Raw genomic sequence first — 13,949 nt, forward strand, 5'->3', positions numbered from 1 at the left:
AGACTATGAAGCGAAAGGTACACGTGTACTGATGAAAAGACCTAATTTTTCTTCATAAAAAAGAATAGAAACTCTCTTTAAACGTTGTCAAAACAATAATCGTTAGGCAAAGGACAACAAAAAATAAAACTAAAGTCGTTTTATACATGCTTCCAATCTCCACTTTCTTTCTATATATTTCAATACAGTAAAGTGTTAATCATCATGATTTCGTTTACGTTTTAGACGACTGATTCTTCTTTCAAGATTTTCTTGCCATTTAGACACGCTTTTCTTTGTTATGATTTTCTCTATTTCCTGCAAAGCTTTTTCCGTATACTCAAGGGCCGAGGCAACGTCCTTAAATTGATGTTCGTGTAATTTTGCACATTCAATACTCGCTTCTATTCGCTGCTGCGAATTGCCATGTTTCACAATCTCTTGCCAAAGATCCAGGGCCTCTTGAAACTGCTTATGACGTTTTTTTTGAAAAGCAAGAGCATGACTAGCAGTTAACCGATCTCCATTACTTCCTGACTTTCTCACTGCTTCATACGTTGAAACAGCGACTTCTTGTTCCCCAATGTAATCAAGCCAGCGAGCGACTTTAATAGATTCATCGGTATGCCCATCCATTTGTAAAATTTGTCTCGAAATGTGAATGTACAAAGAAATCAGCGATAAAATATCTAACTCATTATGCTTCAAAATTCCAAATAAAATTTCTGGATCCTTCCGCTCAACAAAATCAAAATAAATCATTGGAGCTAAATAACCAGGGATATCATTTACTCGTTCAACTCCAAGAATATCTGTTTCAACAACGGATAATTTAACTCGCTCTAATTGATCTTTCCAAAGTCGTCTTGAAGCATGATACAAATCAAAATGACCAAACTCCGGAAGCTTCGGCACATGCTCTTTAATGAGCATATGCTGTGTCGTTAACTGTGGCCAATCAAAAGATTTACCATTATAGGTAACGAGTGTTTCATAATTAATTCGCTCTAAAAAACTTTGATACAGGGGAATTTCATGACCTGGCTGCGGCAAAATGTGCTGTCTCACAATCACTTCTGTTTCCGTTACATAGGCATACCCGAGCAAAAAAATCGTATTTCCTGCACCACCGCTAAGTCCTGTTGTTTCAGTATCAAAGAAGAATAAATCTCCACTATCCAGTCCCTTCCCAGATAGAGGGTGATCAAAAGACACCGCGTTCCACTGTTTCATAATAGTTTGTAATTGTGAAAAAGAGTAACGACCATGCTGATAATCAAGCGGATAGCGGACTTCGCGAATAAAACAATAAGATTCATCAAAATGATAACAGCTTGTATCATTTTGATGCCATTTATCTTCATATGGAATGTCGACTTGATGGATTGCTTTTTCTTCCGACTTTGTCTGAAGCGAATTCTGCTCCACCTCTCTATTCATATGCAGCTTAAGACGATTTAATTTCGATTTTAATGACAAAATATCATACACCTCTATTTACTGATCAAATGATTAAAACTGCTTGAGCAGATTGATACATGCTTGCTTCACATTCATACCGTCTAGTTCCATCCCAACACATGATGGACAACCGTTCTCACATAAACATTGACTGATTAAATGTACAGCTGCTGCTCGAATGTCATCAAACCGTTTGTACACATCCTCTGCCAAACCAATTCCACCTGGGTAATGATCGTATAAAAAAATCGTTGGTAACCCAGTGTGATTCGCTTTAATTTGGGAAACAACATGGATATCTTGTCGATCACACATCACATGAATCGGGACAATATGCTGAAGCACATGAGCAATACCTAACAGTAATTGCTCGAGCACTTTCTCTCCTATCCCTTCGTCTACTTCTCTTAATTCAAGCCAAGTAGAGCTCGTATGCAATTCTTCTTCAGGTAAATAAATAGGGCCCGAACCGATATTTTCAAATGTCGTCAAACGGATTTTTTTAAAAATCGTCGGGAGCATATTAACAGTTACATCACCATAATGAATCGCTGTCTGTTTCCGATTTACGGATCGATCAATCTCCAATACTTTAAGCTGAACGGCCAAGTTGGCATCCGTATAGTATTCTACATCTACTTTTCTGACGTACGCTTTTTTATGCTCCCAATCTAGCTTTTCTACTTGATACTGAATGCCCTCATGTAAATAAATCGCTTCATCATGCAACAGTGTCATTGCACTAAAACGATCCATTTCCCCGATAATAGTTACGTTCGCGACATCTGATTGGTCAATAATGACGACATTTTCCTGAGAAGCGGAACGCAAACTAATATTGGTCGCTGGAAAAGATTGATTAGCCCAATAAAATTTGTCACCATTTTGGTGTAGTACACGCTCTTCTACTAAATATTCTAGTAGTTCATCTACTTCTAGCAAGCCAAACGATTCTCCTGTTCGAAAAGGCAATTCATAAGCCGCACACTTAAGATGATCTACGAGAATAATGAGATTTTCAGGATTAATTCGTGCATATTCTGGTGAACGATCAAAGAAGTAATCAGGGTTTTGCACAATATATTGATCAATTGGAGTAGAGCTCGCAACCATAATAATTAACGCTTCATCATGCCGTCTTCCTGCTCGTCCTGCTTGCTGCCAAGTACTTGCTACGCTTCCTGGATATCCTGTCATCACACACACTTGCAGCTGACCAATATCAACACCTAGTTCCAACGCATTCGTACTAACAACCCCGATAATACTTCCTTCTCGAAGTCCTTTTTCAATTGCTCGTCGCTGCTTCGGTAAATATCCTCCGCGATATCCTCTAATCGATTTGGAACCAAGTTCTTTTTTTACTAGCTCTTGTAGATGGCTTAAAATAATTTCTACCCGTACTCTACTTCTTGCAAAAACAATCGTTTGAATATTATTTTGTAAAAATTGCTTGGCTAAATGATTCACTTCAACAGTTGCACTTTTTCTTATATTAAGCGGCTGATTCACAATCGGGGGATTATAAAAAACAAAGTGCTTTCGACCGCTTGGTGCCCCATTATCATCGATTAGCCGCATCGAATGCCCTGTTAATTGTTCGGCCAGTTCTCTCGGATTCGCAATCGTCGCTGATGTACAAATAAAAACCGGATTGCTCCCATAAAATTCACAAATTCGTTTTAAACGGCGGATTACATTCGCAACATGACTCCCGAATACACCTCGATACGTATGTAACTCATCAATAACAATATATTTTAGATTTTCAAATAAGCTCACCCATTTTGTATGATGAGGAAGAATCGCTGAATGAAGCATATCTGGATTAGTAATGACAATGTGCCCTGCTTTTCGAACTTTTTGTCGAATAGCAGGTGATGTATCTCCATCATAGGTAAAGCTTTTAATATCGATTCCCATCTCATTAATGATGTCATTTAATTCACTTTTTTGATCTTGAGCTAGTGCTTTCGTAGGAAAGAGATACAGAGCTCGATTTTGATTATTTTCAGCAATCGCTTGTAGAACCGGTAAGTTGTAACAAAGTGTTTTTCCAGACGCTGTTGGCGTAACAGCCACAATATGTTCCCCTTTTTGAACGGTTTGAAAGGCGCTATATTGATGCGTATATAGCCTATCGATTCCTCGCCTCTTCAAAGCCGCCTGAATACGTGAATCTACTTCATTCGGCAGCGCTTTCGTCCGCGCTTCCTTCGGCTCTATTTCATGCCAATGAATAATCTGCTCATTCGTTCTTAATTCCTTAATTACATCAGAAAGTGATTTCTTCTTCATCTCCGTTACACCCCTTATTTGTACAGTGTAACGAAGATTCATTCAGATGACTAGATGTATGATTAACCATTCACCCTTCCCATTAGGTTGACATAGGTTATAGGTGAAGAAATAACCGAAAGGAGCAGTGCGATGACCTCCTCTGATAAAAAAAATAACGATAAGCAATTGTCTCGAGAGCCTTTTTCACAATTTATGCATACGATGGACCGTCTTTTTTCAGAAAAGCCTGTAAAGGGAATGCTGCAATCACTTGATGACTTCTTCGGCTCCATGAGAGAACGAAGCTTTCCTACAGAGTTTTTTAATAAACCTAATTATTATCTGATTACTGCCTCCCTTCCAGGAATTAAAAAAGAGCAAATCAACATTGAACTATTGCCACAAGCTGTGACAATTACGATTACACATACACAAAGCGAAACACTTGAACATCCTTCCTCTCGTTTCTTTCATCGAAAACAAGGAACTAATACAGTAACTAAAACGATTCACCTGCCTACCCCTATTAATGAACAGAACGTCACTGCTTCTCATCGTAATGGAATTCTCCAATTGAAGCTGCCTAAGTTAAAAGGAAACAAAATTAATATTCATGAATAAAAGGCAGAGGTTTATGTTATAGCACATAAACCTCTGCCTTTTTCAAAGATAAGAAAATATAAAGTGAAACTTCCATCAGTGGGGGTTTTCCTTCATCCCCACTGATGGTTAGTTGAACCAATCGTTTCGACAGACAAAGAACATATCTGCCAGCCGCTTATCTTATACTTGCCGCCGCTAAACGAGCGCCTTACACTTTTCTTATGTTATTTTAAATAAACTTCCTACCCCTTTAAATACCGATGACATTTGCGTAAATGTATTAACCATTTGCCCCGCTGTATTCATCATTTTAGTAACATCCATGGAACCATCCTGTGTTTTAAATTGATTAAGCACAGACTGAAAACCCGAAGGCTGTGCCTTTTGCATAAATTGCTGTTTAGGATAAGGGTTGGAGAACGCTTGGTACGGCGGACGCTTTACTTGTGGCTGCAATGGATTATCAAATGGATTAAATGATTGCGATGTCGGAGAATAAGACGACATTGTTGCTCCCTGCGGAGTCTGAGCCCCTCCAATATTCATCGGCTGCTGTGGATATGGTTGAAAAGAATATGGTTCTTGTTGGATGCCACTCTGTTGATACGGCTGCATCACACTATCACCCGCTACATGAAATGGATACGATAGCATCGGTTGAGCATGGTACTGCATCCCTTCAGAATACCCTCCCCAATAATTCGGCATCGATTGCGGATAATAACCGGGATTTGGATGTCCTTGATGATAATTCGCTCTCATCATCTTGAAAGAAACCTCCTCCATTTCCTGACATTCTCTTCTATACTATATGTGAAGAAACAACAGATAGTGAGTTAAAGTGAGGAGTCTTCTTTACCTTTTTGTGCCAATATACGCACGCTTTCCATCTTAACATTTTGTAGAATAAATAACACTGACTGCACATGACTCTTAAATCGTTTATAACTTGTTTTCGGAAAAAAAGCTTGAACAGATACATCTGTGAGGTTCTGAGCAGTCTGTTCGATTTGTTGCGGAAATAAGTGCTTAAACTCCGCTTCTTTCATCCATTGTTTTACTCTTTGTTCCCATTGTTCACAGGCGAGCTGTACTCGATCTGCAAACGGCTTAACTTCATGATAGAAATCCTTCTCTTCCCCATCCTTTCGAACCTCTTCGTAGATTGCATCTGCTTCTTTTGCCAATACAATTAATTGCTCTGTTAAATCTATAACTTTTTGGTACTCATCCATACGTTCCCCTACTTTACTTTTTTCTAATTAGCACTGTTAAATATCTTCTAAATTCAATAATATCAATAAACATAGCCTTCTAAATTATAATAGAGAACGGCTCAAAAAGAAATGCAGCTGAATTCCAGCTGCATCTTGTTATTAATAGCCTAAACTAGGCGTTACTTGTATGTTCTTAGGTACTTTCTCTAACTTTATCGAATACGCAGGACTCTGTTTTAAGGATGACTCAACTGCGTCTAATGCCTCTTGTGTTTGATTGACCATTTTATATTGCTCAGCCCATAGCTTACAGCGCTCCGTATTAACAGCAAGGCCATAGGATTTTTCTAAACCATCTAGGCTTGAATGAATATCTGCAATCATCGCCAACATCTCATCGATTGCAACGTTTTTATTTCTCATTTGTTCATCCCTCCCTGTCTTTACTAGTTAATACTATTCTTGCTTTGTTAGCTAAGACCTTCTTGCCTGACAAAACTAGAAGGAAATCGGCAAAAAAAGTGCTAAATTCTCTATTTATCAGTTACTTCGACATTATATTAACTATTGTCTCTATATGCTGCTGTTTCTTATAATACGAATCTGTTAAGCAAGCTTTTTTCATCGTTTTGGGTGCACGGAACCACTTCGATTTAATCCTATTTCTTACATCCCATTGATCCGTTCCATCTATTGAATGATAAATAATGGGATATGTCTTTCGCAGGGTCGGTGTCATTGCTGTAGGAATATGATTCCCATATTGTTCATAATCATAGCGCGCCCCCGTCGGCTCTGTTGTAAGAACAAATTGATAGAAGAAAGGAAATAGGTCCGGTGAAAATAGAAGCTCATATAGTTTCTTCCCAAGATGGATACGGGCATCTACATCGCAAAAATTCGCAACGGAAAAACCATACAGTTGCCCGAAGCAAGTTGGAAACAAAACCATACTGTAATGAAGCCAATCTTGCAGTAAAAATAAAACAGAATGAAAAACAAACGAGCGTTTTCGAATAACCGGCCGCTCAATAACATGCTGCTCATTAATAATTAAGGCATATACGAGCCGCTTTTCATCTCGAAGCTGCCAAAACCGCTGCCACTCTTTCTCCATGAAAGTCGTCATAAAAAAATGTTTCCCTAAATGGAACAAAGGACGATTGTATTTCTTCGAATAATGGTAGAGCAATAATTGCGGGTAAGCATCTTGAAAAATTCTCCAATTAGCTTCTTCATACGTTAAAAATAATTGGCGTCGATAGCGTTCTGTCAAAATATGCGGCAACCAGTCCCCTGCAAGATCACACATATTCCACCCTGCATTTCTAGACACTACGCCAGCCAATAAGGACCATCTAATTTCCGGATGTTTGCTAAAAAAATGCTCATAGGCCTTTGTTCTTGAGATATTATCTCTATTCCCTTTTTCCGTTAAACCTTTTATTGTGTTAAGAAGTTGCTGATTCATCTACATACCACCTATTTATGTTTTGATAGACTATGTGAGATACTATGATTAATGAAAGGAATCAAACAACGACATTACCGTCATTACATAACCATTCATGGTAAATTGTGACAATTTTATAGTTTTTTCGTAGCTATTCTCTATCGTTTTGAGAAATGATTCGTTTTATTCACCTTTTTTTCACTTTTTTTGCTATCATACGATTAGGTGAAAAAGGAGGAAGAACGTTGGCCTTTCATTATCCCAATGGGCGTAAATTTATGCCGCAACCAGCTAAAATAAAACCCTCACACTCAAAAGAAATGAGCTATAGTAATCGAGGAAAAACATTGGAGGACGATTTAAACGAAACCAATCAATACTACTTAACAAATGGAATTGCTGTTATTCACAAAAAACCAACGCCGATTCAAATCGTTGATGTCCATTACCCTAAAAGAAGTGCCGCAATTATTAAAGAAGCCTACTTTAAACAGGCATCAACAACTGATTATAATGGTGTATATAAAGGAAAATATATTGATTTTGAAGCGAAGGAAACAAAGAGCACGGCTTCCTTTCCATTAAAAAACTTTCATGACCATCAGATTAAGCATATGCAGGCTGTTACGGCACAAGGAGGAATTGCCTTTGTCATTATGCGCTTTTCAATAACAGATACGATTTACCTTATGCCTGCAAAGGAGTTGTTTGTTTATTGGGAAAGAATGCATGCCGGGGGGCGTAAATCCATTACAATCCAAGAGGTAGAGACAACCTCAACAAAGATTCCTCTTGGCTTTCAACCAAGAATTGACTATATTAAAGTAATAGATTTACTTATTAAAGAAAATTTTTAGTATGTTTGTTTAGAAAGGCAGGTTAGCATCATGGATGAAAAATATACAACGCGAGGCGAACGACGTCGTAAACAAGCGGAAAAACAGAAAAAGGAATCCAAAGGCCCTAAACAGCCTAAAACGTTGCTCAAACGAATTTTTCTGACTCTCGTAACAATTGGAATTGTCGTTCTACTCGCTGGATTAGGAACTTTAGCTTATTTTATTAGCGATGCTCCAGACTTAGATGAAAGCTTGTTAAAAGATCCCGTTTCTTCAAAAATTAGAGATGTAGACGGCGAATTATTAGCCGAAGTCGGTAAAGAAAAGCGCGATTACGTCAATTATGAAGACATTCCAGATCTCGTTGAAAACGCCTTTTTAGCAACGGAGGATAGTCGATTTTATAAACATAACGGGGTCGATTTTCTTCGTTTCACTAGCGCTGTTATGGCTAATATCACTAGCGGATTCGGGTCACAAGGCGGTAGTACGATTACGCAGCAAGTCGTCAAGCGTTCTTATCTAACACCAGATAAAACGATTAAACGAAAAGTACAAGAAATGTGGTTATCTATTCAACTTGAACGTAAATATACAAAAGAAGAAATACTAGAAATGTATGTCAATAAAATCTGGTTCGCTAATAGTGCAAACGGGATTTTAACGGCTGCTAAAACGTATTATGGAAAAGATTTAGATGAATTAGAATTACATGAAGTAGCAATGCTTGTGGGTCTTCCTCAAAGCCCAAGTCGCTATGAACCATACGGACACCCAGATCGAGCAAAAGAACGCCGCAATGTAGTGTTACATTTAATGAATAAACACGGATACATTTCAGACGAAGAAATGAAAAACGCTCAAAGCAAGAGCATTGAAGAAGGATTAAAACCAAAAGATACAAGTCAAGTGGACACAACGCCTTATGATGCCTTTGTCGATTTAGTAATTGAGGAAGTACAAGAAATGGGCGACTATAACATCTTTACAGATGGACTTGAAATCTATACAACGATTGATAAAGATGCTCAAGAATATGTCTTTAATCTATTAAATAGCAATGATACCATCAGCTATCCAAACGAAACCCTTCAAGCTGGTATTACGCTGCTCGACACACAAACAGGCGAAATACGAGCTATAGGCGGCGGACGCAATACAACCGTAAAACGCGGTTGGAACTATGCAACAGATACGAAACGTTCTCCAGGTTCAACGATTAAACCGATTATTGACTACGGTCCAGCGGTTGAATATTTAAACTGGTCTACGTATCATCAAATTACCGATGAACCTTACGCATATAGCGATGGCACACCGCTTAAAAACGCATCTGGTCGCCATTATGGTACGATGACCGTTCGTGAAGCACTAGGTCGTTCATTGAATATTCCTGCTGTAAAAACATTACAAGAAGTAGGTTTAGACAATGCTAAACAATTCACTACAAATCTAGGCATCTCCTTCCCGAAAGAAGGAATTGTTGAATCATCTGCACTCGGCGGCGGAATGGAAGTTTCTACATTGGAACTAGCCGGTGCTTACAGTGCCTTTGGAAATAACGGTATCTATAATAAGCCGCATACGATTAAAAAAATCGTTTTACGTGATAAAACAGAAATTAAAAATAAAACCGTATCAGAGCCGGTTATGAAAGACTCAACAGCCTTCATCGTTTCAAATATGCTGCAGAGTGTTCTTTCAGAAAGCTACGGTACTGGTCAACTTGCGAATATTCCAGGTCTTCCAGTAGCCGGTAAAACAGGATCAACAAACTTTACTCCAGCTGAACGAGCGGAACATAATATTCCATCTTCTGCTGTAAAAGACAGTTGGATGGCCGGGTATACAACAAATTATACACTCACGGTTTGGGCTGGATATAATAATAGTTCGAAGGAGGATTTTGATTATCTCGGAGAATCCTCTCAAAGAATACCAAAGTATATTTTCAAAAACATCATGCAATACGTGTCGAATGGAAAACAAACCGAAGACTTTAAACAGCCAAGCAGTGTCGTAAAAGTAGGCATTATTAAAGGGTCAAATCCCGCTGTAAAGGCTAACCAATACACACCTAGCGATCAAATAACTTATGAGTATTATGTACAAGGACACGAACCAAAACAAGTCACAACAGAGTATACTAAAGAAACAGAAGAAGAAAAGGAAAAAGAAAAAGAAAAAGAATCCAATGCACCAACAGGTGTATCCGCAAGCTATAATGCTGAAAGTAACGCTATTAATGTATCATGGGGCTATCCAAAGCCAGAAGACTCACCTCAATTTGAGGTAAAAGTATCTGTCGATGGTGGAGCTGCAACCGTTCTTTCGTCAACAAAGGATATGGGCTTAACGATGAATGCTCCTACACCTGGTAGTACGTATACATTCTCAGTTGTTGCTACTGTGAATGGTCAATCTAGTAAACCTGTTTCAGCTTCCGTTTCAATACCTGATGGTACAGAAGAAGAAGAGCTAATTGACGAAGATCCTGCACTGGAGGATGGTTCAGAAGAAAATCCTGAAGAAACGAACCCTGAACAAGAACAGCCAGATGATGTCACACCACCAGACCAAGAGAATAATAATCCAGAAACTAACCCAGACAATCCAGATAAAAATAATGGAAATGGTAACGGTAATGGAAATGATAATGGCAATAGTAATGGGAATGGCAATGGTTCCAATAATAATCCAGGAAATCGAGAAGATGATGAAGAAGATGGTGCAGTAGAAGAAGAAACAACAGATCCTGGTGAAACGGACCAAAGCCAATAATCAAATAAAAAATCGCCTAGGCTCACTGCCTTAGGCGATTTTTTATTTGATTCTTTACATAGTGCTTTTCTAATTCGCGAAACAATTCGCTCAGTTGAACAAAAGCATGATAACGTGCTGGACCTTGCATAATAAAGGTTAAACGTTCTACTGCATTCACTGGTTTAATATCAAGTGTATCGACGTGTAATGGCCAATCCTGCAGATACACAGGCTTACCATGCACCCAAAACAACATCATAAATAAAAGAGCGATTCCCTCTTTCATCGGCTCCAGAGCCCGTTTAGCTTGCCGTTCCGTAAAGTAGGTACGACAAGACTCCTCTATTTCTTTCCACTTCCCCAAAAGATCCGGGATATGTTTATGAACATGTTCCCACGGTTTATATGCCTCTATTCCAGCAAAAAAAGCCATGTCATAAGGAAATATTATACACCTGTCAATTTTTCCCCACTTTTGTATATCCTGAACAGGCACAATAATTTCTGTTTCAGAAAAAAACAAAGAACATTGCAGTTCTATTGGAACACGTAACCGATTCGTTCCACTCATGGAGCTATAACCTTTTTCATTCGTTTCTTTCCTTCTCGACATAAGTCAAGCAACGGACATTTCTCACATTGCGGTGATTGTGCTTTGCAATGATAACGGCCAAAAAAAATAAGTCGATGATGCGTAATCGACCATTCTTCACGTGGAATTTTTTTCATTAACGTTTTTTCTACTTCCAATACACTATCCTTCCAGCGACAAATACCAAGACGCTTGGACACTCTTTCAACATGAGTATCCACAGCCATAGCTGGAATACCAAATGCAACGGAAACAACGACATTGGCTGTTTTACGGCCTACACCAGGTAAGTTCGTTAATTCATCGCGATCCTGCGGCACCTCTCTTCCATAATCCTCAATTAACATTTTAGAGAGCTTTTGAATATTTTTTGCTTTATTCCGATATAGTCCAATAGAGCGAATATCATTTTCCAGCTCTTCAAGTGGCACACTCAAATAATCTTCCGGTGTTTTATATTTTTGAAATAAATTCTTCGTTACTTTATTGACGAGCGCATCTGTACATTGCGCTGATAAAGCAACCGCAATGACCAATTCAAACGGATTTGAATGATTGAGCTCACAATGGGCATCTGGATACATATCGGCCATAACATCCAAACAATGACGAATTTGAGCTTTCGTTAACATAGGTACTCTCCTTTTTATTGTTCAAGCCAATTATAAAACGGTATATCTTTTACTACAGAAGATGTTTGCTCTTGTGTGCGATCTCGTTTTTGGTAGGCTCTAAATTTCTGTGTTTGTTTACGTACTTGTTCTAGTGTTTTTATTCCATTCTTCTTCCATTCAAATAAAATTCGATCAATATAGCGGAAGTTTATTTTCCCTGAAATGACCGCTTCTCTTAAAGCTGCTTTAATAATATCCGGTTCATGACCATCATCTATCCACATAGCCAATGTTTCACATTCAAATGGAGATAGAGGCCGGCCAAATTCTTGTTCTACAATCGTATAAAGGCTCTCGCTTGATTGTTGCGCTTCAAGCGCTTCCTCTTTTTTTAATGTTAATAAAAAGCTGGTCAGCATTTTTTCATATAACGGCTCTAAAGTATATTTCTCATTTCCAAATTCCTGACTCTTCTCCACTTCTATTCCAATACAGCCTTTTTGTATTAAGCTTTGAATTAAAAACAGACATTCCGATTCCTGAAATGTCATGACTTCTGATAATTGAGAAGGAGTTGGAAAGGAATTCCCTTTTTCTGTGAAGTTTTGAAGTTGAAGTAAAAGGACGAGTTCCTGTTCATTTAACCCCATGATTTTATAATGAGTTAATAAGTAAGTTGGAATGGTAAGCGTTCCTTGCTTAAACCACGCTTGCAGTTGATCTTTTATCATATATTTGAACACCTCCATTTTAGTATAACATGAATCACAGCATTCGAATAAGCGGATAATTTTAACGAGAAAAGCCGAGCGCGGTTGATTTTTTAATAAAACTTTGCTAAATAACATTGACTCATATAATTTTTAGCTTAGGCGTGTGAAACAATAGTTTCACACGCCTTTAACAAAGCAAAAAAGCTTGCAGGCCTGTTACAGCCTGCAAGCTTTTCAATACTTATTATGCTAATTTATTTGTAACAAATGTATGAATTCTTTCAACGGCTTTTTCCAACTGCTCAAGAGATGTTGCATAAGATAAACGAATATTATCAGGCGCACCGAAACCTGAACCAGGAATAACAGCAACAAGCGCTTCTTCTAGTAACGCTTTTACGAAATCATCAACATTGCTATATCCAGTTAATGTAGCTGCTTCTTTTACGTTCGGGAATAAGTAGAACGCACCTTGAGGCTTAATACATGTTACGCCTGGAATTTCTACTAATTTAGCATGAATTGTATTTAGACGACTTTCAAATGCTTGACGCATTTCTTCAACTGGTGCTTGTGTGCCTTCATAAGCAGCAATTGCTCCGTATTGAGCTGTTGTTGTAGGATTAGATGTGCTATGGCTCGCTAAATTTGTCATCGCTTTAATGATTGCTTCATTCCCTACAGCATATCCAATTCTCCAACCCGTCATTGAATGAGATTTAGATACCCCATTAATGATGATTGTTTGTTCTTTTAATTGTGGTGAAAGCTGTGCAATTGATACATGTTGTGCACCACCGTAAACCAATTTCTCATAAATTTCATCAGATACGATTAGAATATCGTGTGCTAAACATACTTCTCCTAGCGCTTGTAACTCTTCTTTCGTATAAAGCATACCAGTTGGGTTACTTGGTGAATTAATGATAATCGCTTTTGTACGGTCTGTGATGGCTGCTTCTAACTGCTCTTTTGTAATTTTGTATTGATTTTCCTCTTTTCCTTCTACATATACAGGTGTTCCTTCTGCTAATTTAATTTGTTCAGGATAGCTTACCCAATATGGAGTCGGAACGATCACTTCATCGCCTTCATCTAGAATCGCTTGGAATAATGTATATAGAGCATGCTTCGCACCAGTACCAACGATTATTTCAGATGGTGTATAGTCTAAGCCTTGGTCTTTCTTTAATTTAGCAATAATTACTTCTTTTAACTTTGGTAAACCAGCAGATGGCGTATATTTTGTTTGTCCCTCATTCATTGATTGAACCGCTGCTTCAATAATATGAGCTGGTGTATTATAATCTGGTTCCCCTGCTCCTAGTCCAATAATATCTAATCCTTGAGCTTTTAGTTCCTTTGCTTTTGCTGTAATAGCCAATGTAGTAGATGGTGTTAATGCTTGAACTCGTTTTGCTAATTTCATAATTAA

The 13,949-nt window shown here is 38.2% G+C and carries 13 protein-coding genes; 3 read left to right on the forward strand and 10 right to left on the reverse strand.

What is annotated here, in order from left to right:
• Positions 1-195: 195 nt before the first annotated feature.
• Together ACE199_RS04720 and ACE199_RS04725 are read right to left on the reverse strand one after the other, a co-directional pair.
• Complete coding sequence (locus ACE199_RS04720; protein WP_375348805.1) at positions 196-1,458, reverse strand: ribonuclease H-like domain-containing protein; 1,263 nt, start codon at positions 1,456-1,458, stop codon at positions 196-198.
• Positions 1,459-1,491: 33 nt separating this feature from the next.
• Positions 1,492-3,738 carry a DEAD/DEAH box helicase gene (locus ACE199_RS04725; RefSeq protein WP_375348806.1) on the reverse strand — a complete coding sequence of 749 codons (2,247 nt, stop codon included), beginning with the start codon at positions 3,736-3,738 and terminating at the stop codon, positions 1,492-1,494.
• 132 nt (positions 3,739-3,870) lie between these two features.
• Here ACE199_RS04725 and ACE199_RS04730 point away from each other — a divergent pair, with 132 nt between their 5' ends.
• Positions 3,871-4,341 (forward strand): Hsp20/alpha crystallin family protein, encoded by a 471-nt coding sequence (locus tag ACE199_RS04730; protein WP_375348807.1) that lies wholly within the window; start codon positions 3,871-3,873, stop codon positions 4,339-4,341.
• Between the two features lie 201 nt (positions 4,342-4,542).
• On the opposite strand, the gene ACE199_RS04735 is transcribed toward ACE199_RS04730, so the two are convergent.
• From ACE199_RS04735 to ACE199_RS04750, 4 genes are all read right to left on the reverse strand, one after another.
• Positions 4,543-5,088, reverse strand: a complete 546-nt coding sequence (locus ACE199_RS04735; protein WP_252282557.1) for a YppG family protein — start codon at positions 5,086-5,088, stop codon at positions 4,543-4,545.
• 71 nt (positions 5,089-5,159) lie between these two features.
• Positions 5,160-5,558 (reverse strand): YppE family protein, encoded by a 399-nt coding sequence (locus tag ACE199_RS04740; RefSeq protein WP_375348808.1) that lies wholly within the window; start codon positions 5,556-5,558, stop codon positions 5,160-5,162.
• A gap of 141 nt (positions 5,559-5,699) precedes the next feature.
• Positions 5,700-5,963 (reverse strand): hypothetical protein, encoded by a 264-nt coding sequence (locus tag ACE199_RS04745; RefSeq protein WP_127761143.1) that lies wholly within the window; start codon positions 5,961-5,963, stop codon positions 5,700-5,702.
• A 121-nt stretch (positions 5,964-6,084) separates the two neighbouring features.
• Positions 6,085-7,011, reverse strand: a complete 927-nt coding sequence (locus ACE199_RS04750) for a DUF2515 family protein (RefSeq protein WP_375348809.1) — start codon at positions 7,009-7,011, stop codon at positions 6,085-6,087.
• A 227-nt stretch (positions 7,012-7,238) separates the two neighbouring features.
• Here ACE199_RS04750 and recU point away from each other — a divergent pair, with 227 nt between their 5' ends.
• Together recU and ACE199_RS04760 are read left to right on the forward strand one after the other, a co-directional pair.
• A complete protein-coding gene (gene recU / locus ACE199_RS04755; protein WP_119115313.1) occupies positions 7,239-7,850 on the forward strand; it encodes a Holliday junction resolvase RecU in 612 nt (203 codons plus the stop codon).
• 30 nt (positions 7,851-7,880) lie between these two features.
• Positions 7,881-10,613, forward strand: coding sequence for a transglycosylase domain-containing protein (locus tag ACE199_RS04760; RefSeq protein ID WP_375348810.1), 2,733 nt, complete (start codon positions 7,881-7,883; stop codon positions 10,611-10,613).
• A gap of 22 nt (positions 10,614-10,635) precedes the next feature.
• Here the strand turns inward: ACE199_RS04760 and ACE199_RS04765 are convergent, their stop codons facing one another.
• The 4 genes from ACE199_RS04765 to ACE199_RS04780 form a co-directional block, all read right to left on the reverse strand.
• On the reverse strand, positions 10,636-11,166 hold the full coding sequence (locus ACE199_RS04765) for a YpoC family protein (RefSeq protein WP_375348811.1): 531 nt from the start codon (positions 11,164-11,166) through the stop codon (positions 10,636-10,638).
• The gene (gene nth, locus ACE199_RS04770) at positions 11,163-11,819 is read right to left on the reverse strand and encodes an endonuclease III (RefSeq protein ID WP_375348812.1); all 657 of its coding nucleotides are present in this window, start codon (positions 11,817-11,819) and stop codon (positions 11,163-11,165) included. The genes ACE199_RS04765 and nth overlap by 4 nt, the downstream gene beginning before the upstream one ends.
• Before the next feature lie 14 nt (positions 11,820-11,833).
• The gene (locus ACE199_RS04775; RefSeq protein ID WP_375348813.1) at positions 11,834-12,532 is read right to left on the reverse strand and encodes a DnaD domain protein; all 699 of its coding nucleotides are present in this window, start codon (positions 12,530-12,532) and stop codon (positions 11,834-11,836) included.
• A 226-nt stretch (positions 12,533-12,758) separates the two neighbouring features.
• Positions 12,759-13,943, reverse strand: a complete 1,185-nt coding sequence (locus ACE199_RS04780) for a pyridoxal phosphate-dependent aminotransferase (RefSeq protein ID WP_252286572.1) — start codon at positions 13,941-13,943, stop codon at positions 12,759-12,761.
• Positions 13,944-13,949: the final 6 nt, after the last annotated feature.

This window comes from Peribacillus sp. Hz7, assembly GCF_042136355.1.
Taxonomy (GTDB): domain Bacteria; phylum Bacillota; class Bacilli; order Bacillales; family DSM-1321; genus Peribacillus; species Peribacillus asahii_A.

What these genes read in the sequence shown, in the direction of transcription:
- nth (WP_375348812.1), bottom strand. Translation starts at nt 11,819, where the DNA reads ATGTTAACGAAAGCTCAAATTCGTCATTGTTTGGATGTTATGGCCGAT.
- ACE199_RS04740 (WP_375348808.1), bottom strand. Translation starts at nt 5,558, where the DNA reads ATGGATGAGTACCAAAAAGTTATAGATTTAACAGAGCAATTAATTGTA.
- ACE199_RS04750 (WP_375348809.1), bottom strand. Translation starts at nt 7,011, where the DNA reads ATGAATCAGCAACTTCTTAACACAATAAAAGGTTTAACGGAAAAAGGG.
- ACE199_RS04780 (WP_252286572.1), bottom strand. Translation starts at nt 13,943, where the DNA reads ATGAAATTAGCAAAACGAGTTCAAGCATTAACACCATCTACTACATTG.
- ACE199_RS04760 (WP_375348810.1), top strand. Translation starts at nt 7,881, where the DNA reads ATGGATGAAAAATATACAACGCGAGGCGAACGACGTCGTAAACAAGCG.
- ACE199_RS04735 (WP_252282557.1), bottom strand. Translation starts at nt 5,088, where the DNA reads ATGATGAGAGCGAATTATCATCAAGGACATCCAAATCCCGGTTATTAT.
- ACE199_RS04725 (WP_375348806.1), bottom strand. Translation starts at nt 3,738, where the DNA reads ATGAAGAAGAAATCACTTTCTGATGTAATTAAGGAATTAAGAACGAAT.
- ACE199_RS04730 (WP_375348807.1), top strand. Translation starts at nt 3,871, where the DNA reads ATGACCTCCTCTGATAAAAAAAATAACGATAAGCAATTGTCTCGAGAG.
- ACE199_RS04775 (WP_375348813.1), bottom strand. Translation starts at nt 12,532, where the DNA reads ATGATAAAAGATCAACTGCAAGCGTGGTTTAAGCAAGGAACGCTTACC.
- ACE199_RS04765 (WP_375348811.1), bottom strand. Translation starts at nt 11,166, where the DNA reads ATGAGTGGAACGAATCGGTTACGTGTTCCAATAGAACTGCAATGTTCT.
- ACE199_RS04745 (WP_127761143.1), bottom strand. Translation starts at nt 5,963, where the DNA reads ATGAGAAATAAAAACGTTGCAATCGATGAGATGTTGGCGATGATTGCA.